Origin of the sequence: Streptacidiphilus sp. MAP5-3, assembly GCF_041262505.1 — a bacterium.
Classification (GTDB): Bacteria; Actinomycetota; Actinomycetes; order Streptomycetales; family Streptomycetaceae; genus Streptacidiphilus.
Window position 1 is genome coordinate 149,540 of the sequence record NZ_JBGCCL010000010.1, and the last position, 24,558, is coordinate 174,097.

At 70.6% G+C, this 24,558-nt stretch carries 20 protein-coding genes; 9 read left to right on the forward strand and 11 right to left on the reverse strand.

Going from position 1 to position 24,558, the window contains the following annotated elements; all coding sequences use genetic code 11:
• Window positions 1-203 precede the first annotated feature (203 nt).
• From lysX to ABH928_RS17770, 5 genes are all read left to right on the forward strand, one after another.
• On the forward strand, window positions 204-1,742 hold the full coding sequence (gene lysX / locus ABH928_RS17750) for a bifunctional lysylphosphatidylglycerol synthetase/lysine--tRNA ligase LysX (protein ID WP_370067398.1): 1,539 nt from the start codon (window positions 204-206) through the stop codon (window positions 1,740-1,742).
• Window positions 1,743-1,776: 34 nt separating this feature from the next.
• Window positions 1,777-1,929 carry a hypothetical protein gene (locus ABH928_RS17755; protein ID WP_370067400.1) on the forward strand — a complete coding sequence of 51 codons (153 nt, stop codon included), beginning with the start codon at window positions 1,777-1,779 and terminating at the stop codon, window positions 1,927-1,929.
• A gap of 148 nt (window positions 1,930-2,077) precedes the next feature.
• Window positions 2,078-2,491 carry a BlaI/MecI/CopY family transcriptional regulator gene (locus ABH928_RS17760; RefSeq protein ID WP_370067402.1) on the forward strand — a complete coding sequence of 138 codons (414 nt, stop codon included), beginning with the start codon at window positions 2,078-2,080 and terminating at the stop codon, window positions 2,489-2,491.
• A gap of 21 nt (window positions 2,492-2,512) precedes the next feature.
• Complete coding sequence (locus ABH928_RS17765; RefSeq protein WP_370067404.1) at window positions 2,513-3,016, forward strand: amino-acid N-acetyltransferase; 504 nt, start codon at window positions 2,513-2,515, stop codon at window positions 3,014-3,016.
• A 91-nt stretch (window positions 3,017-3,107) separates the two neighbouring features.
• Window positions 3,108-3,458 (forward strand): Lsr2 family protein, encoded by a 351-nt coding sequence (locus tag ABH928_RS17770; RefSeq protein ID WP_370067406.1) that lies wholly within the window; start codon window positions 3,108-3,110, stop codon window positions 3,456-3,458.
• Here the strand turns inward: ABH928_RS17770 and ABH928_RS17775 are convergent.
• Complete coding sequence (locus ABH928_RS17775; RefSeq protein ID WP_370067408.1) at window positions 3,389-3,865, reverse strand: hypothetical protein; 477 nt, start codon at window positions 3,863-3,865, stop codon at window positions 3,389-3,391. The two genes, ABH928_RS17770 and ABH928_RS17775, sit on opposite strands and share 70 nt — an antisense overlap.
• A 438-nt stretch (window positions 3,866-4,303) precedes the next feature.
• On the opposite strand from ABH928_RS17775, the gene ABH928_RS17780 reads away from it, so the two are divergent.
• Window positions 4,304-6,817 (forward strand): ATP-dependent Clp protease ATP-binding subunit, encoded by a 2,514-nt coding sequence (locus tag ABH928_RS17780; protein WP_370067410.1) that lies wholly within the window; start codon window positions 4,304-4,306, stop codon window positions 6,815-6,817.
• Between the two features lie 60 nt (window positions 6,818-6,877).
• Here the strand turns inward: ABH928_RS17780 and ABH928_RS17785 are convergent, their stop codons facing one another.
• Window positions 6,878-10,093: an NACHT domain-containing protein gene (locus ABH928_RS17785; protein ID WP_370067413.1), complete on the reverse strand. Its 3,216-nt coding sequence runs from the start codon at window positions 10,091-10,093 to the stop codon at window positions 6,878-6,880.
• 243 nt (window positions 10,094-10,336) lie between these two features.
• On the opposite strand from ABH928_RS17785, the gene ABH928_RS17790 reads away from it, so the two are divergent.
• Window positions 10,337-11,776, forward strand: coding sequence for a serine/threonine-protein kinase (locus ABH928_RS17790; protein ID WP_370067415.1), 1,440 nt, complete (start codon window positions 10,337-10,339; stop codon window positions 11,774-11,776).
• A 28-nt stretch (window positions 11,777-11,804) separates the two neighbouring features.
• On the opposite strand, the gene ABH928_RS17795 is transcribed toward ABH928_RS17790, so the two are convergent.
• On the reverse strand, window positions 11,805-12,137 hold the full coding sequence (locus ABH928_RS17795; protein WP_370067417.1) for a trypco2 family protein: 333 nt from the start codon (window positions 12,135-12,137) through the stop codon (window positions 11,805-11,807).
• A gap of 160 nt (window positions 12,138-12,297) precedes the next feature.
• On the opposite strand from ABH928_RS17795, the gene ABH928_RS17800 reads away from it, so the two are divergent.
• Window positions 12,298-13,275: a hypothetical protein gene (locus ABH928_RS17800; RefSeq protein WP_370067419.1), complete on the forward strand. Its 978-nt coding sequence runs from the start codon at window positions 12,298-12,300 to the stop codon at window positions 13,273-13,275.
• Window positions 13,276-13,311: 36 nt separating this feature from the next.
• Here the strand turns inward: ABH928_RS17800 and ABH928_RS17805 are convergent, their stop codons facing one another.
• From ABH928_RS17805 to ABH928_RS17830, 6 genes are all read right to left on the reverse strand, one after another.
• The gene (locus ABH928_RS17805; protein WP_370067421.1) at window positions 13,312-14,418 is read right to left on the reverse strand and encodes a ferritin-like domain-containing protein; all 1,107 of its coding nucleotides are present in this window, start codon (window positions 14,416-14,418) and stop codon (window positions 13,312-13,314) included.
• A 179-nt stretch (window positions 14,419-14,597) separates the two neighbouring features.
• Window positions 14,598-16,160 carry an aldehyde dehydrogenase family protein gene (locus ABH928_RS17810; protein WP_370067423.1) on the reverse strand — a complete coding sequence of 521 codons (1,563 nt, stop codon included), beginning with the start codon at window positions 16,158-16,160 and terminating at the stop codon, window positions 14,598-14,600.
• 126 nt (window positions 16,161-16,286) lie between these two features.
• Window positions 16,287-16,898, reverse strand: a complete 612-nt coding sequence (locus ABH928_RS17815; RefSeq protein WP_370067425.1) for a TetR/AcrR family transcriptional regulator — start codon at window positions 16,896-16,898, stop codon at window positions 16,287-16,289.
• 216 nt (window positions 16,899-17,114) lie between these two features.
• Window positions 17,115-17,984: an A/G-specific adenine glycosylase gene (locus tag ABH928_RS17820; RefSeq protein ID WP_370067427.1), complete on the reverse strand. Its 870-nt coding sequence runs from the start codon at window positions 17,982-17,984 to the stop codon at window positions 17,115-17,117.
• Between the two features lie 267 nt (window positions 17,985-18,251).
• Complete coding sequence (locus tag ABH928_RS17825; protein WP_370067429.1) at window positions 18,252-19,703, reverse strand: sensor histidine kinase; 1,452 nt, start codon at window positions 19,701-19,703, stop codon at window positions 18,252-18,254.
• Entirely contained in the window at window positions 19,700-20,530 is an 831-nt protein-coding gene (locus tag ABH928_RS17830; RefSeq protein ID WP_370067431.1) for a response regulator transcription factor, read from the reverse strand. Before ABH928_RS17830 ends, ABH928_RS17825 begins: the two co-directional genes overlap by 4 nt.
• Window positions 20,531-20,669: 139 nt before the next feature.
• Between ABH928_RS17830 and ABH928_RS17835 the strand changes: the two genes are divergently transcribed.
• Entirely contained in the window at window positions 20,670-21,524 is an 855-nt protein-coding gene (locus ABH928_RS17835; protein ID WP_370067433.1) for a hypothetical protein, read from the forward strand.
• 70 nt (window positions 21,525-21,594) lie between these two features.
• Here ABH928_RS17835 and disA read toward each other — a convergent pair whose 3' ends face one another.
• Complete coding sequence (gene disA / locus ABH928_RS17840; RefSeq protein ID WP_370067435.1) at window positions 21,595-22,701, reverse strand: DNA integrity scanning diadenylate cyclase DisA; 1,107 nt, start codon at window positions 22,699-22,701, stop codon at window positions 21,595-21,597.
• 182 nt (window positions 22,702-22,883) lie between these two features.
• Window positions 22,884-24,467 carry a DNA repair protein RadA gene (gene radA / locus ABH928_RS17845; RefSeq protein WP_370067437.1) on the reverse strand — a complete coding sequence of 528 codons (1,584 nt, stop codon included), beginning with the start codon at window positions 24,465-24,467 and terminating at the stop codon, window positions 22,884-22,886.
• Between the last annotated feature and the right edge of the window lie 91 nt (window positions 24,468-24,558).

The window sequence follows — 24,558 nt, forward strand, 5'->3', positions numbered from 1 at the left end:
CGGCTGTCCCGTCCTGGCGTTGGAATTCAGTTTGTCGACGATGTGTCGATCCTTGGGGTGTCCCGAGGATTTTCTGTGATTTCCGGAGGCTGGACAGCGACTCCCCGCGCCGCGTCACCCGAGCCCGGGAGAAGCGTCCTTGGACGCCCCTCCCGGGTTTAACGAGTGGCGGGGCACGCCCGTGCGGTCGATACCCTGGTGAGGTGAGCGATCAGCAGACCCCCGCAGCCGCAGCAGGCACCGCCGTAGGCGCGTCCGACGAACTTCCCGAGCAGATGCGCGTCCGGCGCGAGAAGCTGGAGCGGCTCCGCGCCGCCGGCGTCGACCCGTACCCGGTCGGGTTCCCGCGTACCAGCACGCTGGCGGACCTGCGGGCGGCCTACCCGGCCCTGGAGGCAGACGCACAGACGGGTGACCGGGTCGGCATCACCGGCCGCGTGATCCTCAGCCGCACCGGCGGCAAGCTCTGCTTCGCCACCCTCCGCGACGGCACCGGTGACCTGCAGGTCATGCTCTCGCTCGACAAGCTCGGCGAGGAGCGGCTGTCCGCGTGGAAGACGGACATCGACCTCGGCGACCACGTCGGCGTCGAGGGCGAGGTGATCACCTCCCGCCGCGGCGAGCTGTCGGTCATGGTCGACCGCTGGGAGCTCACCTCCAAGTGCCTGCGTCCGCTGCCGGAGAAGCACAAGGGCCTGGCCGACCCGGAGGCCCGCGTCCGCCAGCGCTACGTGGACCTGATCGTCAACCCCGAGGCCCGCGAGATGATGCAGCTGCGCGTCCGCGTGCTGCGCTCGCTGCGCGACACCTTCGAGCGCCGCGGCTTCCTCGAGGTCGAGACGCCGATGCTGCAGCCGATCCACGGCGGCGCCAACGCGCGTCCGTTCACCACCCACATCAACGCGTACGACATGACGCTGTACCTGCGCATCGCCACCGAGCTGTACCTCAAGCGGCTCATGGTCGGCGGCGTGGAGAAGGTCTTCGAGATCAACCGGAACTTCCGCAACGAGGGCGCCGACGCGACCCACAACCCGGAGTTCACCGCGATCGAGTCCTACGAGGCCTACGGCGACTACGACACCCAGGCCGAGCTGACCCGCGAGCTGATCCTCAACGCGGCCAAGGACGCCCTGGGCACCACCGTGATCCGTGGCCTTGACCAGCACGGCGAGGAGGTCGAGATCGACCTGGCCGAGCCGTGGGAGCAGGTCAGCGTCTACCCGGGCATCAGCGCCCACCTCGGGGTCGAGGTCACCCCGGAGACCTCGGTGGACGAGCTCCGCAAGCTCGCCGACGAGCACGGCGTGCCCTACGAGAAGAAGTGGGGCCACGGCCAGCTGATCCTCGAGTTCGTCGAGCGCCTGCTGGAGCACAACGCGGTCAAGCCGACCTTCATCCGGGACTACCCGACCGAGGTCTCGCCGCTGACCCGCAAGCACCGCTCGATCGACGGCGTCGCCGAGAAGTGGGACCTGGTGATCTTCGGCAAGGAGGTCGCCACCGCCTACTCCGAACTGATCGACCCGGTCGACCAGCGTGACCGCCTGACCCAGCAGTCCCTGCTGGCGGCCGGCGGCGACGTCGAGGCGATGCAGCTGGACGAGGACTTCCTGCGGGCCCTGGAGTACGGCATGCCGCCCACCGGCGGCATGGGCATGGGTGTGGATCGACTGGTGATGCTTCTTACCGGCAAGCCGATCCGGGAGACCCTGCTGTTCCCCCTCGTGAAGCCCGAGTGACCCTGCTCGTGACGGCCCGAGTAGAGTCGGGCCCATGCAGTACATCGAGGCTCTGACTCCGCCCACTGTGATGGCCGTCTTCTTCGGCCTGATGATCCGCGCGCTCTTCCGCAACCAGGGCGGCGCCAACGCCACCAAGGAGGACGCGGTGGCGGACGCCATCAGGTCCTCGCAGAGCTCGCACTGAGCCTGGCTGCAGCCGGTCCTGAGCACGCCTGAGGGGCGCGAGAGCGCGGGAATCACCGCCCTCGTGCCCCTCAGTCATGCCTTCGGGCATGCCGTTGGGCAGCCCTGCCTTGTGGATTAATTCGGGCAAAAGTGATATTTGCACTGTCATGGCCCGCCCACTCGGTGAACTCGAGAACGAAGTGATGACCCGGCTCTGGCAGTGGAACCGGCTCGTCACCGTTCGCGAGGTTCTGGAAGATCTGCAGCAGGAACGCGAGATCGCGTACACCACCGTCATGACGGTGATGGACAAGCTGTTCCAGAAGCGGTGGCTGCGCCGGGAACAGGAAGGCCGCGCCTATCGATATGCGCCGGTGTCCACGCGCGAGGCGTATACCGCGACCCTGATGAACGACGCGTGGGAGACGAGTGACAACCCGGCGGCGGCCCTGGTGCACTTCTTCGGCATGATGTCACCGGAGCAGCAGGAGGCGCTCGGCGACGCATTGCGGGTGTTCGCCCCGTCCATCTTCCCGGCGGATATCGACGCCTCCGACGAGGGCCCTCCGGAGGTGCGGTAGCCGACGCGGTAGCGTCTCTCCATGCAGGTCACCATCCGCCGCGCGCGGACCACCGATGTGTCCACGATCCGCCGCCTCGTCGACAGCTATGCGCGTCAACACATCCTCCTCAACAAGCCGACGGTGACCCTGTTCGAGTCGCTGCAGGAGTTCTGGGTGGCGGAGCGCGACGACAATGCGGAGGTCGTCGCCTGCGGTGCGCTGCACGTGATGTGGGAGGACCTGGCCGAGGTGCGTACCCTGGCGGTGGACACCTCCTGCCGCGGCACCGGGATCGGTCATCTGCTGCTGCAGAAGCTGGTGGAGACCGCGCGGTGGATCGGTGTGCGTCGTATTTTCTGCCTGACGTTCGAAGTCGAGTTCTTCACCAAACACGGCTTCCAGGAGATCGCCTCGACTCCGGTCGACGCCGACGTCTACGACGAGCTGTTGCGGAGCTACGACGAAGGTGTCGCGGAGTTCCTGGATCTCGAACGCGTCAAGCCCAACACCCTCGGCAACAGGCGGATGCTCCTGCATCTGTGAGAGATGAGTTCCTGAGGGCCGGTTGAATTTTTCGCGGGAAGACGGTTTGCTTTCCTACAAGTAATCCAGGCTTTTGAGGAAAGGGACGCCCGTGGCGCAGAAGGTCCAGGTCCTTCTTGTCGACGATCTCGAAGGCGGCGAGGCGGACGAGACAGTGACGTTCGCTCTCGACGGGGTTGCCTACGAGATCGACCTCACCCATGGAAATGCGGGCAAGCTGCGTGAGCTGCTCGCTCCCTACACGGACAAGGGCCGCAAGCAGAGCGGCCGGGCCGGCGCCCGTGCCGGTCGTGGTGGCCGCGCCGCCGCTGTGCGTCCGGTCGGCGGCAACCCGGACACGGCGAAGATCCGTGCCTGGGCCAAGGAGCAGGGCTACGAGGTCAACGAGCGCGGCCGGGTGCCGAGCAACGTCCGTGAGGCGTACGAGAAGGCCCACGGCTGAGTAGTTCCGGTTCGCCGGTGCTCCCGGCAGTGATCCAACTGCACGCGGGCACAGGCGTCGGCGCAGGTGTCGACGAGGCGGGCCAGTGGCTCCCCGCACGGGGAAGCGCCGGCGCGCAGCAGACGGAGGCCGACGGGGCGCGGTGCCTCGGCCGGAACGGCCGTCAGCACGCCGTCCAGGTGGGCCCAGCCCAGCCAGCACAGCAGGCCCGGCAGCTGCTCCGCCGCCCCGGCAGGGACCGTCAGCAGCAGGCGGTTCCGCGCCACCAGGACCGGCCCGGTCGGCCGGGCCAGCCGGTCCATCCGGTGCACCACCCGCACCCCTGCAGCGAACGGCATGCCGAGCAGGTCGCAGCTCCCCGCGTCGGGAGCCGCGGCCTGCTTGTCATGAGGCTGCTTCTTGTGCACGGGATGGGGCACACTCGTAGCAACTGCTTGCACCAGATTCCGGTTACGGCCCTACCGGGCCTCAAGCGGATTCCGGTGGCGGCCCCACCGGGCCTCAAGCGGATTCCTCGGTGGGCGAACACCAGACGGAGTCACCCCGGTATGGATGGGGTACGCCAGAGGGTATGAATGCCCATGTGGGAGGCCGGATGCGGTGGTGTCGCGGCGTGTCGGCGGATGCGTTCGCCGTCGGCGTAGCGATTCCAGGTGGATCTGCCTGGCCTGCGGGAACACCATCCCGCAGCATTCGGTTGGAGTCATTGTCGGCCGTCGCACGGTCCCCCACTGGCGGGTGTCGACGGTTGGAGTGAGGAGCTGTTCCGGCCTCCGGGACTAGCATGCGGTAGGACAGGGAGGGGATTCCCTCACTGCCCCGACCGCTCTGAGGAGCGATTAACGATGTTCGAGAGGTTCACCGACCGCGCGCGGCGGGTTGTCGTCCTGGCTCAGGAAGAAGCCCGGATGCTCAACCACAACTACATCGGCACCGAGCACATCCTTCTTGGCCTGATCCACGAGGGTGAGGGTGTCGCCGCTAAGGCCCTGGAGAGCCTCGGGATCTCGCTCGAGGCGGTTCGCCAGCAGGTCGAGGAGATCATCGGTCAGGGGCAGCAGGCCCCGTCCGGTCACATCCCCTTCACCCCGCGGGCGAAGAAGGTCCTGGAGCTGTCGCTCCGCGAGGCCCTCCAGCTGGGTCACAACTACATCGGCACGGAGCACATCCTGCTCGGCCTGATCCGCGAGGGTGAGGGTGTCGCCGCCCAGGTCCTGGTCAAGCTGGGCGCCGACCTGAACCGGGTGCGGCAGCAGGTCATCCAGCTGCTCTCCGGGTACCAGGGCGGCGGCAAGGAGGCCGCGACGGCCGGTGGCCCCGCCGAGGGCACCCCGTCGACCTCCCTGGTCCTCGACCAGTTCGGCCGCAACCTGACGCAGGCCGCCCGCGAGGCCAAGCTCGACCCGGTCATCGGGCGCGAGAAAGAGATCGAGCGGGTCATGCAGGTGCTGTCCCGCCGCACCAAGAACAACCCGGTCCTCATCGGCGAGCCCGGCGTCGGCAAGACGGCCGTCGTCGAGGGTCTGGCCCAGGCCATCGTCAAGGGCGAGGTGCCCGAGACGATCAAGGACAAGCAGCTCTACACGCTTGACCTCGGTGCCCTGGTCGCCGGCTCCCGCTACCGCGGTGACTTCGAGGAGCGCCTGAAGAAGGTGCTCAAGGAGATCCGCACCCGCGGCGACATCATCCTGTTCATCGACGAGATCCACACGCTCGTCGGTGCCGGTGCCGCCGAGGGCGCGATCGACGCCGCCTCGATCCTCAAGCCGATGCTGGCCCGTGGCGAGCTGCAGACCATCGGCGCCACCACGCTGGACGAGTACCGCAAGCACCTGGAGAAGGACGCGGCCCTGGAGCGCCGCTTCCAGCCGATCCAGGTCGCCGAGCCGTCGCTCGCCCACACCATCGAGATCCTCAAGGGCCTGCGCGACCGCTACGAGGCGCACCACCGCGTCTCCATCACGGACGCCGCCCTCGTCGCCGCGGCGACGCTGGCCGACCGCTACATCTCGGACCGCTTCCTGCCGGACAAGGCCATCGACCTGATCGACGAGGCCGGCTCCCGGATGCGCATCCGCCGGATGACCGCTCCGCCGGACCTCCGCGAGTTCGACGAGAAGATCGCCGACGTCCGTCGCGAGAAGGAGTCCGCGATCGACGCGCAGGACTTCGAGAAGGCCGCGTCCCTGCGCGACAACGAGAAGCAGCTCCTGACCGCCAAGGCCAAGCGCGAGAAGGAGTGGAAGGCCGGCGACATGGACGTCGTGGCCGAGGTCGATGAGGAGCTCATCGCCGAGGTCCTGGCGACCGCCACCGGCATCCCGGTCTTCAAGCTGACCGAGGAGGAGTCCTCGCGTCTGCTGCGCATGGAGGACGAGCTGCACAAGCGCGTCATCGGCCAGAAGGACGCCATCAAGGCGCTCTCCCAGGCCATCCGGCGCACCCGTGCGGGCCTCAAGGACCCGAAGCGTCCGGGCGGTTCGTTCATCTTCGCCGGCCCGTCCGGCGTCGGTAAGACGGAGCTGTCCAAGACGCTCGCCGAGTTCCTCTTCGGCGACGAGGACGCGCTGATCCAGCTCGACATGTCCGAGTTCAGCGAGAAGCACACCGTCTCGCGGCTGTTCGGCTCCCCGCCCGGCTACGTCGGGTACGAGGAGGGCGGCCAGCTGACGGAGAAGGTGCGCCGCAAGCCGTTCTCGGTCGTCCTCTTCGACGAGGTCGAGAAGGCCCACCCGGACATCTTCAACTCGCTGCTGCAGATCCTGGAGGACGGTCGTCTGACCGACTCCCAGGGCCGGGTCGTGGACTTCAAGAACACGGTCATCATCATGACCACCAACCTCGGCACCCGGGACATCTCCAAGGGCTTCAACCTGGGCTTCGCCGCCCAGGGCGACCTGCAGACCGGCTACGACCGGATGAAGGCCAAGGTCGGCGAGGAGCTCAAGCAGCACTTCCGCCCCGAGTTCCTCAACCGCGTCGACGACATCGTGGTCTTCCACCAGCTCGGCGAGGACGAGATCATCCAGATCGTCGACCTCATGGCCGCCAAGGTGGACGACCGCCTCAAGGACCGCGACATGGGCCTTGAGCTGACGCCGGCCGCGAAGGCGCTGCTGGCCAAGCGCGGTTACGACCCGCTGCTGGGTGCGCGTCCGCTGCGTCGCACGATCCAGCGCGAGATCGAGGACATGCTGTCGGAGAAGATCCTCTTCGGCGAGCTGCGCTCCGGCCACATCGTCGTCGTGGACGTCGAGGGCGAGGGCAAGGACGCCAAGTTCACCTTCGTCGGCGCGGACAAGACCCCGGTCGCGGACGCCCCGCCGGTCGCGGCGGGCCCGGACCTGACCAAGGGCTGATGCGGTAGTCGCAAGGCAGACGAAAGGGCCCGGCTCCCCGAGAGGGAGCCGGGCCCTTCGTCACAGCACCGAGTGCCAGGTGAACCGTTCGAGCGAGGCCGACGGCGGCGCTGCCGCAGGTTCTGCGCCCCGCAGCTGAATCGCGAGCTCCGTGGCGACGAGCGTCCCGGGGCGGAGCTCGTTCATGTCGAGGGGAACGCCATCACCGAGGAAGTAGATGAGCCGCAGGCCGGGAAAGGCCTCTGCCACCCGCTCCAAGCCGTCCGTGTAGGAGGCGTTCCGCAGGCTCAGGCTGGTGACGTGGGGGAGCGGGTCGCGTTCGGCCAGACTGCGCAGGTCGAGATCCTCGATGTCGAGGTCGGTCAGCCCGGCGTGGCCGCGCAGGGCGGCCCAGTTGACCGGGTTGAGGTCTGCTGCCATCAGCCGGACCGACGCCAGTCGGGGCGCCGCCAGGATCAGCGTCAGGTCCAGCCTCCCGCTGTGCGGCGAGGCCGCGTCGGCGAAGCTGAGGTGTTGCAGCCTCGGCATCCGGCCGAGCGCCTCCAGGTGGGTGACGGCGGGGCTGCCGAGGACGACCAGGCGCCTGATGTTTGTCTCCGCCAGCGGTGACATGTCGAACGCGCCGCTGTTGTTGAGCAGCATGAGCATGGACAGCTTCGGCGTCTCGTGGACCAGGGACAAGTCGACCCCGTGCGGATTCTCGTGGAATCGGAGCTCGCGCAGGTTCTCCCGCGGGACCAGGCGGACGGTCTCCTCGGGCAGCGCGCCGGAGAACTCCACCCGGTGCACGGCCGGCAGCGTGGCCAGGAACTCCGCCTCGGCCCGACCGGTGACCATCAGCCGCACGTTCTCGCGTTGCGCGAGCCTGGTGACCACCGCGCGCCCGTACTCCTGCGTCTCGAAGCGGGGCCAGGCGTAGGCGAGTTGGGACCGGACCTCAATGGCAGGGTGGTCCGCGTACGCGGCGAGCAGCGGGATCGCCCGCTCGGTGCCGATCGTCGTGGCGCAGACGACCACGGCCAGGGCTGTCGCGTCGTCCAGGCCCGCAGGGCCCGGCAGCAGCTCCAGGACGACCGGGCCCGCGCCCGCCAGCTCCTTGGCCGCCTCGGTCGTACGCGGTGGGATCAGCGCCGCTGCCGCCGTCGTGACCGACTCCCGTACGGCCGGGTCCAACTCGACCGCCAGCTCCAGGCAGGCGGCAGCCAGGAGCCGCAGCCGGTGGGCGTGCTGCGGCTCCGTCTCCGCGCGGCGCAGGATGCGCTCCAGCAGGTCCGCGCGCTCGCGTCGACGCGCGTGGCCCACGGCGAGGCGGATCACGTCCTCCCACTGGTCCTCGTGCGCGTGGTCGACCAGCAGCGGGATGTCGCCCTCCTCGATCGCCGCCTGCGCGCCGAGGTAGTCCTGGAAGGTGCGGTGCACGAAGTCGACTACGCCCGGCTCCGGTTGACGCAGCACCCCGCTGCGCACCGTCAGCTGCGAGAGGACGCGGTCCGCGTCGCCCCGGATCTGCGGCATCTGCGGCAGCGCGTGCTCGATCCGGGCCAGCGCCTGGGCCTCGGACAGCTCCGACTGCCCGTTGCGGATCAGCCAGTACGCGAGCCTCTGCAGCAGCGCCTGCTGCTGCAGCTCGTTGAGCGCCAGGCCCTCCGAGGCCGGGTCGACGCCCCGCTCCTCGTCGCGGCGGACCAGCAGCATCTCCAACGCCGCGTCGTAGAGGGCCATCCGGCCGGACGGCAGGTGGCCCTGGCGGTCGGCGTTGAGAGCGCAGATCAGGGAGCACATCAGCGGGTTGGCGGCCAGCCGGCCCAGGTCCTGGATGCGGCCGGCCGCGTCGGTCAGCATCGCCCGCCAACGGGCGAGCCGCTCGCGTTGCTCTTCGTCGCCCTCCGCCCCAGCCGCTGCCGCGGCATGCCAGCGGTCGATGAACGCGGCCACGTCGCCCCGGCTCATCGGCAGCATGTCCAGCTCGGCGAAGCCGAGTTCGCCGAGCCAGCCCTCGCGGACGGCGGACGGCCGGGTGGTGACCAGGCAACGGATCCCGGGGTACGCGGCGAGCAGCCCGGTCAACCACTCCCGCACGCGGCGCCGCTCGCCGGCGGGCGCCTCGTCGATCCCGTCCACCAGCAGCAGCACCCGGCCCTCGGCCATCCGGCGGCTGACCCAGCCCTCCGAGCCGGGGAACCCGGCCAGGGGATTCCCGGAGGCCTTGAGGAACTCCTCGGGTCCGGGCAGGGCCTGCCCGGCGCGGGCGATCGTGCGCAGCTTCAGCAGGATGGGGATGCAGTCCTTGAACTGGCGCAGCTGGACCGGGAGTTCGTCGCGGGCGCAGCGGGTGGTGAGCCACTGCAGCAGCGTGGTCTTGCCGGAGCCCGCGTTCCCACGCAGCAGGATCCGCTGCTGCTGTGCGAGGGCGTCCTCGACGCGCCGCGCCACGGGGGTGGGGTCCTCGTCGCCGATCTCGCGCTGCGGGCGCTCGCTGTCGGCGAGTTCGAGGCTGAGGTAGGCGACGTCGAGCTGCCAACCGCTGTCCCCGCGCCCGGAGCGGGTGACGCCGTAGATCCTGACCTTGCCCCACTCCTGGCCGAGGTACTCGCGCAGCCGGTCCTCGAACGAGTCGGCGGGCGGTTCGAGGGTGGTCATGGCGTCGGCGACGTTGTTGTCCTCAAGGATGCGGCGGACCTCGACGTGCAGCACGAACTCCTCACAGAGGGTCAGTTCCAGCCGCGCCTCGCCCCACTGCTGTGGCGCCGAACGGACCAGTCCCACCAGGGAGTTGTGCAGGAAGACCGGTGCGCCGGACATCCCGGCCCAGGGTGAGCCGTCCTCCGAGGTGGGCGGAGCCGCGTGCTCGCTGTCCAGTACGGCCCGGCCGCCGACCAGTCCGGTGCCGGGTTTGAGCGTGCCGACGATCTGCTCGCTGTCCAAGCGCTGGTCGGCAGACCGCTGGATCTGGGGGAACCCGACGGCGACCGCCCCGGCCAGCGCCGTGAGACCGCTCAGCAGCCCCCAGGAGAGCCGTTCGAACCCACGGACGGTCTCGCCCGGCAGGAGATCCTCCTCGGCGACCAACAGCGCGGCGTCGCACTGGTTGTCCTGCCGTCGCCAGACGACCCGGCAGGTCTTCGGCCCGCCCGCTCCGGGAATCGCCACCTGGACCGTCGTCTCGTCGCCGACGACGTGCGCCGCGGTGACCACCGTCCACGGATTCAGCAGGTAGCCGCTGCCCTGGCCTGCGCCGAGCACCACGGCCAGCCGTTCGCGCTGCGGATGCGTCACCCCTCGTCCTTCCCCCTGAACGTGCTGGTCACTGCGGTTGCACAGTGGTGACGGATCGTCAATCGAGCACGCACCGACCATGCGCCAAGATTCTCGTGTCGCCGGGGAACGGACCGCAAGCGAAGCGGTCGGGGGTCCGGGGTCGGGCCTCCGGACGCCGGACCACCCGCCCGGTGATCGTCTTCCTGGCGAACCGGCGGAGAGCTCTGGGGCGTTGGCGGCGGTACACCTAGAGTGTCCGATGTGGCAGAAACAAACGGGGAGTTGATCGGCGGCCGGTACCGGCGTGTGGAGCTGATCGGGCAGGGCGGCATGGGCCGTGTGTGGCGGGGCCGGGACGAGACGCTCGGGCGGGACGTCGCCGTGAAGGAGGTGATGTTCCCGCGGGGAATCACCGCTGATCAGCGCGAGGTCCTTCTCCAGCGCGTGCTGCGTGAGGCGCGTGCGGCCGCGCAGTTGAACCATCCCGGGATCATCACCGTGCACGACGTGGTCGAGCACGCGGGCGCGCCAGTGATCGTCATGGAGTACGTGGCCGGAACGTCCCTGGCTACGGCGATCGAGCAGAGCGGCGGCCTGCCGGCACGCAGGGTCGCGGAGATCGGTGCGGCGATGCTGCGCGCGCTCAGCCGCGCCCACGCGGCCGGGATCATCCACCGTGACCTCAAGCCGGACAACGTCCTGCTGATGGACGACCGGGTCGTCATCACTGACTTCGGCATCGCGCACATGGTGGATTCCACGACGGCACTCACCCACACCGGTACGCTCATCGGCACCCCGGCCTACATGGCCCCGGAACAGCTCTCCGGCCAACCCCCCGCGCCCGCAACGGACTTGTGGTCGCTCGGGGCGACGCTGTACTGCGCGGTGGAGGGGGAACCCCCGTTCAGCGCCGAGACGTTCGCCGCGCTGTGCATCGCCGTGGTCACCGGGATGCCACGCCCTGCGCTGCGCGCGCAGGGCCTGGGGGCGGTCCTCGCTGCGCTGCTGACGAAGGATCCGACGCAGCGCGCCGGGGCGGCGCAGGCGCTGGCAGCGCTGGACGAGGTGGCGCGCACGGGTGGGGTCGGCTACGTACCCACACACCTCGACGCCCCGCCCGCACCGGCGCCGGGCTTCGGGCCGGCCGGGCCCGGCGCGCTCCCCGGCGGCGCGCCCGTCCGTCTGGCTCAGCCGCCGCTGGCGGGCGGACCGGTGCCGTGGGGCGGCGGGCCCAGCCCGCGGGCGGCACAGCCCAAGCCGAGGGCGCATCCCGTAGCGGCGATGATCGCTGGTGTCCTGGCGCTGCTCACCGCCGGCATGCTCGCCTGGTTCGGGCTCTTCAACGTCCTCTACGCCGGTCACGTGGACAGCCTGGTGTTTGAGAACTCGCTCGGCGGCTTCGTCAGCGCCGGGTTGCTGTTGGTCCCAGCGGGATTCACGTTCAACCGCCGGATACCCGGCGCGTGGACACTGTGTGCGCTCTGCGTGCTTTACGTCGTGGTGACCCTCTTTGTGTCGCCGCTGCAGTTCGGCACGTCCATTGGTGCTCAGCTCAACTTCGTCCTGGGCTTCCACAGGAGCAACGGGGTCGTCCTGGGGCTGGCGGTCATCTTCGGCGTTCTGACGGCGATCATTGCGGCGATCGCCGGCAGCGTGAAGTCATACGGACCGACCACCGCCAGGCAACCCGGTCCGTGATCACCTCGCTGTCCGGGGAGCCGCGCCGTCAGAACCCGGACAGGTCCGGCGCGGTGTGGTTGCCCACCTCGACCGACCCGCCGCTGGTACGGGACTTCGGCGTGAGCGTGACCGCGACCCGGTGGGTCCGGTCGTGCGCCTCGCCCACCTCGCCGTCGGCGGAGAACACCCACGCCCGCACCCCGCCCCTGGCCCGCGCGTCGCGCTTCAGCGCCACCGTGAACTCCAGCTCGATCGGCCCGACTTCGAAGCCGATCTCGGCGCCGGCGCCCCGCCCGGCGGCGTCGACCAGCTGGTCCCGGATGGCGGCGATCGCGTCGGCGAGGTCGATGCGGTCCTCGCGGCCGTCGGAGTTCGTCATACGGATCATCATCCGTCAGGCGGCAGGCCGGTAAGGCGGTTTCCGACTGTTGCAGAGCCATGACACTCCGGGGATCGGACACGAACCGTTCGTCGGCGAGGATCCAGGTGTCGCCGGGAGGGCGATCACTGAAGGTGCTCGTGGTGTGGGGGGTTGGCTCATGTCCGTTCGTCGCAAGGTTGTTCGCCGCAGGGTTGTTGCCGGGTCCGCCGCAGTCGTCGCTGCGGCTGCTGCCGTCGTCCTGCCCGGGGTGGCGCAGGCGGCGCAGACCGGGGCGGGGACTGCTGCGAAGAGCCCGCTGGTGCTGACGCTGGGTCGGATGCAGGCCGGTCCGCTGATGCCCGGTGGGCGGGCGGAGGTGTTCGACCTGTCCGTCAGCAACACCTCGGGTACGGACGTCGCGTTCGGGAGCGAGCTGGGCGGCGGGGCGCACGGGGCGCTGCCGGTGGGGGACAACCAGGTGACGCTGGGCATGACGCCCGTGCACGCGCCCGCCACGGCGCTCACGTTCGGCGGTCAGGACGGTGGGCTGATCGGCTCGTTCTACCCCAAGGGCGGCCAGTTCGGCGACGCGTTCACGTTGCCCGCGCACGCCACCTACACCTGGAAGGTGACCCTGGCGGCCACCAAGGCCTGGCCGGTGAACGACGACCGACTGCAGCTCGGCTTCAACATCGGCACCGGCGGCGGAGCCACGGTTGCCAAGCAGCTGGACCTCGAGGTCGGCACGGCCAAGACCGGCGGTCCGATCGTCCAGACGCTGACCGGTGGCGGCAGCGCCCTCTCCGCCGCGCAGCCGCTGGTGATGCGCTACACCCTCACGAACCGTACCGGCGCGCCCGTCGCCCAGTCGCTCCAGCCCGGCCTGCTGACGACGTCCTACGAGTCCGTGCCGCTGACCGCGAGCCTGGCCTACGACCTTTGGCAGAACGACCGTTGGGTGCCGCTCGGCACCGACAGCGCCGGGCTGCCCGCGATCCCCGCCCACTGGGCGAACGGCGCGTCCGTCAGCTACACGGTGCGGGTGCGGGTGGCCGGTTGGGACGCCGGTACCGGGAAGGGCGACACGCTCGGGGTCGAGGCGTCGTACGACCCGTTCGCGAGCTCCGCCGACCGCGTGGTGACCGTCACCCGCTGACGGTCACCCCGGCACCCACCGGAACCAGGCGATCGCTCAGGCCTCGGCGCCCTGGGCGATCGCCTCGCCGACCTCGTCGACGCGGGCGGCCTCCTCGGCCGCGAAGCGTTCGGCGTCGAGCTTCTCGGCTATCTCCTCGTCCTGCCGCATCAGCAGGTCCAGGTTGGAGTCACCGAGGTCGAACACGCCCATGTCGAGGTAGGCCTGCTGGAGCTTGGGGCCCCACAAGCCGATGTCCTTGACGCACGGCACGATCCGGGAGAAGAGCAGCTTGCGGAAGAACTGCAGGTACTCGCTCTGCTCGCTGATCTCGTCCGCGTCCTTGGCCGGGATGCCGAAGTGTTCCAGCACCTCCACGCCGCGCAGCCGGTCGCGCATCAGGTAGCAGCCCTCGATCACGAACTCCTCGCGCTCGGCGCGCTCGGCGTCCGTCAGCTGTGCGTAGTAGTCGCGCAGCGCCATCCGCCCGAAAGCCACGTGCCGGGCCTCGTCCTGCATCACGTAGGCCAGCAGCTGCTTGGGCAGCGGCTTGGTGGTGGTGTCGCGCAGCATCCCGAAGGCGGCCAGGGCCAGGCCCTCGATCAGCACCTGCATGCCCAGGTAGGGCATGTCCCAGCGGGAGTCGCGCAGCGTGTCGCCGAGCAGCGACTGCAGGTTGTCGTTGATCGGGTAGAGCATGCCGATCTTCTCGTGCAGGAACCGCGAGTAGATCTCGACGTGACGGGCCTCGTCCATGGTCTGCGTCGCCGAGTAGAACTTGGCGTCCATGTCCGGCACGGACTCGACGATGCGCGCCGCGCAGACCATCGCGCCCTGCTCACCGTGGAGGAACTGGCTGAACTGCCAGGAGGCGTAGTGGCGGCGCATGTCGGCCTTGTTGGCCTCGCTCATCTTGTCCCAGTACGGGGTGCCGTAGAGGGTCATCGCCTCGTCGGGGACGCCCAGCGGGTCGTACGGGTCGACCTCGAGGGACCAGTCGATCCGCTTGACCTGGTCCCACTGCTTGTCCTTGCCCTTCTGGTACAGGTTGAGCAGCCGTTCCCGGCCCTCGTCGTACTCCCAGTTGAAGCGGGCGGAGCCGGAGGCCGGAACGGACCACGACTTCTCGGTGGGCGGGGTGGCGTAGAGGTCGTGCGTCGACATGGCTGGCTCCTTTGCCGCAGGCTCAGCAGGAGCGTCACATGGCATTACCAACCGGTCAACCACGGCCCTGGACAGCACGGAGCCACTCGCATGGGTACGAAGCTTGTGGCCACCAGCTATTGACAATCCGTCAAACAAGGGGAGTTCCAGGCCGGGAGGCCGGGCGCGAAAGTCCGTGCTCAGCGCGCCGGGTAGAGCGAGTAGCCGGGGAAGTTGCCGAAGAGCTTCTCCTCCGCGCCGCCGGGCCCGTAGGTGACCGCCTGGACGAGCAGGTCGCCGCCGACGAACGCACCCTTCCAGGACGCCCCGAGGCCGCCGAAGACCTCCGCGCGGTCGCCGCGCGAACGCGGCTTGTTGACGCCGACCTTGAACGCCAGCAGGTCCGGCGCGATCCGCTCGGCGAAGGCCAGGTCGTCGGTGGCGATGCTGGCCACCAGCGAACCGTTGCCCGCGTTCATCGCGGCCAGCAGTTCGGCCTCGGTGTCGACCAGCACGATGGAGTCCAGCGGCCCGAACGGCTCGCTGTGGTGCAGCGACCAACTGGCGGGCGGCGACAGCACGGCGGCGGGTGCGAGGTAGGCGGAGGTGTCCTGACCGTCCAGGAACGCGCCGTCGGCGAGGGAGCCCTGGTGCAGCGGGACGGCGCGCCCGGCCACCGCCTCGTCGAACTGGGTGCGCAGCTCGGCCGCCTTGGCCGCATGGATGACCGGCCCGAAGTCCAGCTCCGGCAGCGGCTCGTCCGGGGCGGGGACGGCCAGCGGATGGCCGAACCGCAGGCTGCCCAGGACCCCCAGGTAGCTCTCCAGGAACTGCGGGAAGAGCGAACGCTGGACGACGTAGCGCGGATAGGCGGTGCAGCGCTGCTTGCCGTACTCGAAGCCCTTGCGCAGGTGCGCTGCGAGCGCGGGCCAGTCGCTGAACTCCCAGATGCCCCAGGTGTTCAGGCCTTCCTGCTCCAGGAAGTGACGCCGACTCGGATCGGCCAGCGCCGTCGCCGCCCGGCGGCCGTTGGCCCGGCCGCCGACGAACGCGAGCGCGCCCAGACCCGGCGCGCGGATCAGCGCGTCGGCGAGCAGCGAGCCTCTCCCGGAGAGCAACGTGACCGGCAGCCCCGCCCGGCGCATCAGCGCATGGGCCAGCGTCAGGCAGTGGAAGCCGCCCTGGGACGGCGTCTTGGCCACCACCGCGTTGCCGGCCAGCAGTTGCACCAGCTCACCGTGGACCTGCACGCTCATCGGGTAGTTCCAGCTGGCGATGTTGGAGACCGGCCCCGGCAGCGGCGTCCGCGGCGTCGCCGACCCGAGGCCCAACTGGCGCTCGATCTCCGAGAGATACCAGCGCGCGCCGTCCAGGCAGCGGTCCACGTCGGCACCGGCGAGCCGCCAGGGCTTGCCGATCTCCCAGACCAGCAGCATCGCCAGCAGGTCCCGGTGCCCGGCGAGCGCCTCGACGGCGGCGGCGACCCGGTCGCGCCGCTGGTCCAGCGGGACACGGGACCACTGCGCGTGCTCGGCGATGGCGAAGTCGACGGCCGCGTGCGCCTCCGGAGCGCCGACCCGGGGCGGACCGGGGATCGGCGTCCCGTCGACCGGGGTGGTGTGCTCGCCGGGGACGCCGACGGCGTGCCAGCCGCCGCGCACCAGGTTCAGCAGCCGGTCGGGCGCGAAGGCCTCCGGGGCGGCGGCCAGGCAGCGCGCGTAGGTCTCGTCCCAGGAGGTTCCGGGCTTGGCTACCAGGGTCACGGGGGCTCCAACGCATCAACGGCGTGTTGCTTCGACCGTAACCGGGCGTGGCCGGAGTCGCAGCTCAGGCGAGGTGGGCCTGTCCGGCCACAGGCCTGGCTGGACGTCGGCTGGCCACGGCCCTGGCTAGACGTCCGCCGGGGTCTTGCCGATCCGGTCGGCGACGTCCAGCGCGATGCGGAGGGCCACGTCGCGGCGGGCGGCCTCGTCCGGCAGCGGCGGGAGGTCGTGCAGGTCCTCCCCGCAGGCCTGCGCTTCCGCCACGAAGGCGGCCACGTTGATCGTCATCAGCCCGACGGCGGCCCGCACCCGGTCCTCGTAGCTCGGGTTCGGTCCCTGCAGCAGTCGGGTGAGCGCGATCATGCGCTCCTTGAACTGGTTGCCCGCGTTCAGTTCCCGGATGGCGGGCTGGTTCTCGTGGAAGAAGCGCAGCAGCGGCTGCCGGTCGGCCATGCCCTCGGCGAAGCGGCGCAGGATCGCGTCGCGCACCTCCGGGCTGTACTCCTGCTGCTCGCCCCAGGCGATGGCCTCCTCGATCGGGGCCGCCATGTTGGCGACGATGCCCGCGAGGATGTCCTCCTTGGTGCGGAAGTGGTAGTACAGCGCGGCCTTGGTGACCCCAAGGCGGTCGGCGATCTCCCGGAGCGAGGTCTTGTCGTAGCCGTGCTCCACGAAGAGCTCCAGCGCGACGTCGAGAATGCGCGCCCGGGTGTCGCCCCGGGGGGTCTGGCTGGTCATGGCTCTCTCGCTCCGCCGGTGGGTGTGTGCGACTGCGCTGTGCAGTTGTTGCAGGTGTGCGGTGGTGCAGTCGTGCGCTTGGTACTGCCCCCGTGGGACGAGCTTAGCGTGCCTGTCGCGACGACACTAGCCGGTCGGCAAGTAAGGCTGCACTCCTGTTGCGGGCCCCTGTCGTGGCCCCTGTCGTGGGTCCTGCTGGGGGTCCTCTTGGGGGGTTCAGCGCGGCAGTCGGTAGACCCCGGGTGCGACCGGCTCCACCAGACCGTCCGCCACCAGGCCGTCCAACGCGCGGGCGCGCTGGACCGCGTCCCCCCACACCTTGTCCAGCTCCGCTTGAGGGACGCTGTCGTGGGCCTCGCGCAGGACGGCCAGCAGCTTGCCGCGCACCTGCCGGTCGGTCCCCGCGTACGTCTGTCCGCGCCGGGCCGGACCCTGGTGCGGCGGGCTGCCCGCCTGCCGCCAGGCGCAGTCGCTCCGTATCGGGCACCGGCCGCACTCGGGGCTGCGCGCCGTGCAGACCAGCGCGCCCAGCTCCATCACGGCGACGGCCCAGGTCGCGGCGGTCTCCGGCTCGTCGGGCAGCAGCGCGTTCGCCGTCCGGCGCTCGGCGGCGGTGGTGGCGTTGGCCGGGTACTCCTGCCCGTCCACGGCCCGCGCGAAGACCCGCCGCACATTGGTGTCCAGCACTGCGTGCCGCTGCCGGAACGCGAACGACGCGACGGCCGCCGCGGTGTACTCGCCGACGCCCGGCAGCGCGAGCAGGTCCGCATGCACGGACGGCACCTCCCCGCCGTGCTCGTCCCGGATCGCGGTCGCGGCGGCGTGCAGACGCAGTGCCCGGCGGGGGTAGCCGAGCCGCCCCCAGGCGCGGACCGCCTCTCCCGGCGCGTCCGCGGCGAGGGCCGCGGGCGTCGGCCAGCGACGGAGCCACTCCTCGTAGACGGGGAGGACGCGCTTGACGGGGGTCTGCTGGAGCATGAACTCACTCACCATGACCGCCCACGGAGTCGCCTCCGGCGCGCGCCAGGGCAGGTCCCTGGCGGAGGTGGCGTACCAGGCGAGGACGGGGCGATGCAGTGTTTCCATGGCGGGTGGGAGTTTAGTCCTGCGGACGGCACGTGATTTCTCGCAAGCGGACGTGCACTGTCGCACGTGGGAAGTTGCACTGCTCAGGGGCGCGGGGCTCCGCTTGATCAACTGCGTGCGCGAGCAGCCACCCTCCCCCAGCCTTCGGCCGGGGGTACCCCCACCGGATGGCCCTGACCGTTCGGCCTGCCAGCTGTGTGGATCGCTTGCGCGCCCAAGCGGCGGAGCCGCATATCAGCAGAGCCCCGCGCCCCTGGGTGAGTGCAACTACCCCATCGCTTTCAAGTTCAAGTTCAGCGTCTGCGTCAGCCAGTTGCGGTGGGTGGGTTCCTGGAACGGTGTGCCGCTCAGCGGCAGCCACAGGCAGAAGCGCGTGCCGTGGCCGCCCGGCGCCTCGGAGATGGTGATCGTGCCGCCGTGGAGGGCGGTCTGCTGGGCGACGAGGGTGAGGCCGAGGCCCGTGCCGGGGCTGTCCTGGCCGCGGGTGAAGCGGTCGAAGACCGCGTCGCGGCGGTCGGCGGGGATGCCGGGGCCCCAGTCGTCGACGGTCAGGACCGCGTGGCCGCCGTCGGCCTCGGGTGCCGCCGTCAGGGAGACCGCGATCCGGGAGGCCTCGCCCGGTGCGTGGCCGTGGACGACCGCGTTGGTGAGCAGGTTGGTGACCAGGATCTTCAGGCCCGGCTCCCACGCCCGCACCCACAGGCCGTAGCCGCCGCTCAGCATCAGCGAGGCCTCCGGCGCGCCCCGCGCGACCGACTGGACGCAGGAGTCGACGAGTTCGCCGAAGTCGAGGTCGGTGAAGGCCTCCGCCTCGACCAGGTCGCCGCGCGCCAACGTGCGCAGCGCGGTGAGGAGTTCGAGCAGCCGCGCGTGCTCGCCGCGCAGGTCGGCGACGACTTCGCCGCGCTCGTCCGGAGCGAGGTCCGGGTGCGCGGCCAGCACGTCGAGGTTGGTCTGCATGGACATCAGCGGCGTGCGCAGCTCGTGCGAGGCGGCGGAGGCGAAGGAGCGGGCGGTCTCCAGGGCCTCGCCGGTGCGGGTCGCCTGCTGGTCGTAGCGGGACAGGACCGCGCTCAGTGCGGTGGCCAGGTCGTCGACCTCGGTGATGTGCGAGGGCCGGTGCCGGAACGAGTCCGCGCCGTCGCGCGGGTCGAGCACCGAGGCCTGGGCGCTCAGCGTCCCCAGCGAGCGGGTGGCGCGGCGGGCCAGCGCCAGCGTCAGCAGACCGGCCAGCGGAGCCGCCAGCAGGGCGACCAGCAGCACCCGGCCGCGGATCGCCGAGAGCTGTGCGTTGTCCGCGCTGACCGGTGCGAATACCCAGAGCGTGCCACCCTGCGCGAGGGACTCGCCCAGGGCGTGGAACCCGGCGACCGTCTCGGGGCGGCCGGTCGGCGCGGGCAGTACGACCGCAGGACCGGGCTGCGGGCCGCCGCTCAGCACCGTCGTGCCCTGCGGGTCGAGGACGAGGACGCCGGAGTCGAGTGCCGAGTCGAGGACGCGGCGGTTCTGGTTCTGGGCCACCTTGGGGCGGCCTGCGCGGTCCGCCGCGAGCAGCGACCGCACGTCGGGCGCGACGGCGACGGCGAGCGTGCGCAGCCGGGTGTTCTGCTGCTGGGAGATGTCATGCCCGACCAGGCCGAGCAGCAGCGCCCCGGCAGCCAGCACCAGCAGCGGGACGGTCAGCGAGACGGAGAGCGCTATCCGCGTGGAGAGCTTCATCGTCCGGCCTCCTTACCGAGTCTGCCGGGGGCGCCGGCTCTGTCTGCACTCCCGGGCCTGCCGGGCCTGCCGGACCTGCCGGGCCTGTCGGGACTCCGCGGCCCGCCGGAGGCGCCCGGGCCCTCGCCGGCCTTGGGCAGCCGCAGCACGAAACCCACGCCGCGCACGGTGTGCAGCAGCCGCAGGCGTCCGCCCTCCTCCAGTTTGCGCCGGAGGTAGCTGACGAAGGTGTCCACGGCGTCGGTGCGGACGTCGAAGTCGTAGCCCCAGACGCGGTCCAGCAGCTGGTCCCGGGTGAGCACGATGCCGGGGTTGCGGACGAACTGCTCCAGCAGCGAGAACTCGCGTCGGGTGAGCCGCAGTTCGACGCCGTCGCGGAAGGCCTGGCGGGTCGTCGGGTTGACCACCAGCGGACCCGCCTGCAGCACCTCCGTCGGCGGGGGAGCGGGACGCCGACGCAGCAGGGCGTGCAGCCGGAGCACCAGTTCCTCCAGCGCGAACGGCTTGATCAGGTAGTCGTCCGCGCCTGCCTGCAGCCCGGCGACGCGGTCGGCCAGCTCGTCCAGCGCGGAGAGCATCAGCACCGGCGTCTCGTCGCCGCCCGCGCGCAGCCTGCGGCAGACCTCGGTGCCGCTCAGCCCGGGCATGGAGACGTCGAGTACCAGCACGTCGGGGGAGGCGGTGGCGATCAGGTCCAGGGCCGCCGTCCCGTCGGCGGCGAGCAGCACGGTGAACCCGCTCAGCCGCAGTCCGCGCTCCAGGGAGCGCCGGATCGCCGCGTCGTCGTCGACGACGAGGACCCGTCCGGCTCCCGTACTGCCGGTCATAACGCCTCCAGTCCCAACATCAGTCGAGCGGAGGACCGCTGACCATCAGTCGGCTCAACAGGACGATGATGTGAAAGAAGAAGCAGCAGGTACGGTGGTGTTGCACAGAGCCGGGGTGGAACTCTCGTAAGGTTTGCTCGTGCCTTCTCTGCGCAATCCCGTCGGACCGCTGCCCGCGTCAATCTACTGGCGGCGGCGTCTTGTCGTGCTGGCGGCCCTCGCGGGCGCGGTCGTGCTGGCATCCGTACTGGTGTTCGGTGGCGCAGGTGGCAGCAAGCAGGCCGCGGCCGGAAGCGTGAGCACTCCGGTCGGGTCGATCACGCCCGGACCGACGAGTACGGGCCACGGCTCCAGCGACGGCACGGCGGGCGGCGGCACCGGCGGTACCAACCCGAGCGCCCCCGCGGGCGGGTCGAGCACCCCGACCCCCTCGCCGAGCGGCGCCCCAGTGGTGACCCTGCCGGGCGGCGGCGCGTCCACCGGCGGATCGGGCGCCTCAGGCTCGACGTCGGGCGGAACCGCAGGCACCGGCGGCTCCGGCGTGGCCGCGCCGAACCTGCCCGGCACGATGAGCCTGGCCGTCTGCAACGCGGCCGACCTCGACCTCAGCCTGAACAGCAACGAGCAGACGTACGCGGCCTCGCAGCTCCCGCTCTTCCGGCTGGGCATCGCGAACACCGCGCAGAGTCCCTGCCGGATCGACCTCGGCCAGAAGTCGGCGGTGCTGACCATCACCGCCGACACCGGGGCGCAGGTCTGGTCGTCCGGCGACTGCCCGAAGGACACCTCGGCCCAGTGGTACGCCGTCCCGGCGTCCACCGACGGCCCGCTGCAGGCGACCTTCGGCTGGGGCCGGACGAGCTCCAGGCCGGGCTGCACCCCGGGCACCGGCGGTGCGGCCGTCCCTGCCGGGACCTACGTGGTGCACATCGGCATCAACGGCGTGGCCACCCAGCCCTGGCACTCGTTCAAGCTGGCGCAGTTCGGCAGCTGAGCACCGGGGAGCCCGAGCACCAGCCCGGAGCCGGACCGGAGTAGCGGCCGGAGTAGGGCCGCGTCGGGCCTCAGACGTAGCGCTCGAGGATCGACGACTCCGCCAGGCGGGAGAGGCCCTCGCGGACCGAGCGGGCCCGGGACTCGCCGACGCCCTCGACCGCCTGCAGGTCGTCGATGCTGGCGGCGAGCAGCTTCTGCAGGCCGCCGAAGTGGTCCACCAGTCGCTCGATGACGGTGTTGGGGAGCCGCGGGACCTTGGCCAGCAGGCGGTAGCCGCGCGGGCTGACCGCGGAGTCGAGCGCCTCGGGGGTGCCCGGGTAGCCGAGCGCCTTGGCCACCGTCTGGATCTCCAGCAGCTCGGTGTGGGTCAGCGCCTCCAGGTCGGTAAGGACGTCCTGGACGGTGCGCCCGCGCTTCGCGGCCCGCTCAGGGAAGTAGTCGTGGGCGACCAGCTCGCGGTCCGGTTCGACGCCCGCGATCAGCTCGTCCAGCTGGAGCGAGAGCAGCCGGCCGTCGGTGCCCAACTCGACCACGTAGCCAGCGATCTCACTGGCGATCAGGCGGACCATCTCCTGCCGCTGTGCCACGGCGGCGACATCACGTACCGTCACCAGGTCCTCGATCTCCAGCGCGGAGAGCGTGCCGGAGACCTCGTCCAGTCGGAGCTTGTACCGCTCCAGGGTCGCCAGCGCCTGGTTGGCGCGGGAGAGGATCGCGGCGGAGTCCTCGATCACGCGACGCGTGCCGTTGACGTAGAGGGCGATCAACCGCATCGACTGGCTGACCGAGACCACCGGGTAGCCCGTCTGCTTGTTGACGCGCTCGGCGGTGCGGTGCCGGGTGCCGGTCTCCTCGGTGGGGATGTCGGCGTCGGGGACCAACTGCACGCCGGCACGAACGATCTTGGTGATGTCCTTGTCCAGGACCACCGCGCCGTCCAGCTTGCACAACTCACGCAGGCGGGTCGCGGAGAATTCGACGTCGAGCACGAAACCGCCGGTGCAGAGCGCCTCGACCTGCTTGTCGAAGCCCACCACAATCAGGCCGCCGGTACGGCCGCGCAGGACGCGTTCCAGGCCGTCACGCAGCGCGGTACCTGGTGCGACGGCACTCAGCGAGGCCCGGAGCAGGGCCTCCTCGCGGGAGGAACGATCCGCCCGGTCGTTGGCTGCCACGAGGGCGACTCCTCCGGTGGGGGTGCGGTGTGCGCGTACGAGTTTACCGATGACCGCCTACGAGTGTGTCGGGATATTGCGGGGGCATGGCAAACGGTGCAACGCGTTCGGCCGTCTCCCAGGTTTCTTCCAGCTTCGGATCCTTTGCCGATCCTCCGCGAAAATACGTGGGCATTCGCGAACTACTCCGGCTCGATCTCGTCCCAACCGCGCATCAGCTCGTCCGCACTGTCGGGAATGTCCAAGTATCCCGGCACGGATCGTTGCTGGTCGTTCGTGAGATCGACCTTGTCGGACTGGTTGGCGAGGCTGTCGCGCTCCATCAGCTCGCTGACCGACTTGCGCCGCTGTCCGTTGCTGCTGCGCCCGCGGCGGTCGGGGTCCCTGCCGAGACGTCCGGGCTTGCCCGGAATTGCCGCCATGGCATCGCCGATCGTAGTGACCTCTATCACGCGCATTCCCTTGGGCACCTTGCCCGGCTCCGGCGGGACCAGTGCATGGGTGAAGCCGAGCCGGGCCGCCTCCGCCAGCCGCCGCTCCACGCCGGTGACCCGCCGCACCTCGCCCGCGAGGCCCACCTCGCCGATGGCGACCAGCTCCTGAGGCAGCGGGGTGTCCGCGGCGGAGCTGGCCAGCGCCAGTGCGATGGCCAGATCTGCGGCCGGCTCGGAGAGTCGCACCCCGCCGACGGTGGCGGCGTAGATGTCCATCTTGCCGAGCCGGACTCCGCCGTGGCGCTCCAACATGGCCAGGATCATGGCGATCCGGGGCGACTCCAGCCCGGAGGTGGCCCGGCGCGGCGACGGGATCGACGAATCCACCAGCAGCGCCTGCACCTCGGCGACCAGCGGCCGCCGCCCCTCCAGGGTGACGGTCAGACAGGTGCCGGGCACCGGCTCGGCCCGCTTGGTCAGGAAGAGGCCCGACGGGTCCGGCAGTCCGGTGATGCCGGAGTCGTGCAACTCGAAGCAGCCGACCTCGTCGGTCGCCCCGTAGCGGTTCTTGACGCCCCGGATCAGCCGCAGCCGGGCGTGCCGGTCGCCCTCGAAATGCAGCACCACGTCGACCAGGTGCTCCAGCAGACGCGGCCCCGCGATCGCGCCCTCCTTGGTGACGTGGCCGACCAGCAGCGTGGACATGGCCCGGGTCTTGGACTCGCGGATCAGCGCGCCCGCCACCTCCCTGATCTGCGCGGGTCCGCCGGGCGCGCCGTCCAGCTCGGCGGAGGCGATGGTCTGCACCGAGTCGAGGACCAGCAGGGACGGCCGGACCTGCTCGATGTGCCCGAGCACGGCGGCCAGATCCGTCTCGGCGGCGAGGTAGAGGTGCGGCGACAACGCCTTGATCCGGTCCGCACGCAGCCGCACCTGGCTCGCGGACTCCTCACCGGTGATGTAGAGCGTCCGGTGCTCGGGACCTGCGGCCTTCGCGGCGACGTCCAGCAGCAGCGTCGACTTGCCGACGCCTGGTTCTCCCGCCAGCAGCACGACGGCGCCGGGCACCAGCCCGCCGCCGAGGACGCGGTCCAACTCGTCGATGTTGGTCGCCCGCGAGGCCGCGGTCGTCGCGTCCACCTGCCCGATGGGCCGCGCCGGGGCCGAGACCGGCCCGGCCGCCGTGGTCCGCACGGCGGGCCCGCCTGCCTCCTCGACCGTGCCCCAGGCGTTGCACTCGCCACAGCGTCCGGTCCATTTGGGCGGTGTGGCACCGCAGTTGGTGCAGCGGTAGCTGCTGCGGGACTTGGACGAGCTCGATCGTGCGGCCATGTCGGGAACGCTACCGCGCACCACTGACAACAGAGCCGGTGGGCAACCTCCCTCGCGCTTCAAGGTGGCTGTCCCACTTCTGATTGCTGTC

Excerpts from the sequence above, each read along its gene's own strand:
- ABH928_RS17760 (WP_370067402.1), top strand. The coding sequence starts at position 2,078 with ATGGCCCGCCCACTCGGTGAACTCGAGAACGAAGTGATGACCCGGCTC.
- ABH928_RS17765 (WP_370067404.1), top strand. The coding sequence starts at position 2,513 with ATGCAGGTCACCATCCGCCGCGCGCGGACCACCGATGTGTCCACGATC.
- ABH928_RS17805 (WP_370067421.1), bottom strand. The coding sequence starts at position 14,418 with ATGTCGACGCACGACCTCTACGCCACCCCGCCCACCGAGAAGTCGTGG.
- ABH928_RS17800 (WP_370067419.1), top strand. The coding sequence starts at position 12,298 with ATGTCCGTTCGTCGCAAGGTTGTTCGCCGCAGGGTTGTTGCCGGGTCC.
- ABH928_RS17795 (WP_370067417.1), bottom strand. The coding sequence starts at position 12,137 with ATGACGAACTCCGACGGCCGCGAGGACCGCATCGACCTCGCCGACGCG.
- radA (WP_370067437.1), bottom strand. The coding sequence starts at position 24,467 with ATGGCCGCACGATCGAGCTCGTCCAAGTCCCGCAGCAGCTACCGCTGC.
- ABH928_RS17830 (WP_370067431.1), bottom strand. The coding sequence starts at position 20,530 with ATGACCGGCAGTACGGGAGCCGGACGGGTCCTCGTCGTCGACGACGAC.
- ABH928_RS17820 (WP_370067427.1), bottom strand. The coding sequence starts at position 17,984 with ATGGAAACACTGCATCGCCCCGTCCTCGCCTGGTACGCCACCTCCGCC.
- ABH928_RS17755 (WP_370067400.1), top strand. The coding sequence starts at position 1,777 with ATGCAGTACATCGAGGCTCTGACTCCGCCCACTGTGATGGCCGTCTTC.
- ABH928_RS17815 (WP_370067425.1), bottom strand. The coding sequence starts at position 16,898 with ATGACCAGCCAGACCCCCCGGGGCGACACCCGGGCGCGCATTCTCGAC.
- ABH928_RS17825 (WP_370067429.1), bottom strand. The coding sequence starts at position 19,703 with ATGAAGCTCTCCACGCGGATAGCGCTCTCCGTCTCGCTGACCGTCCCG.
- ABH928_RS17780 (WP_370067410.1), top strand. The coding sequence starts at position 4,304 with ATGTTCGAGAGGTTCACCGACCGCGCGCGGCGGGTTGTCGTCCTGGCT.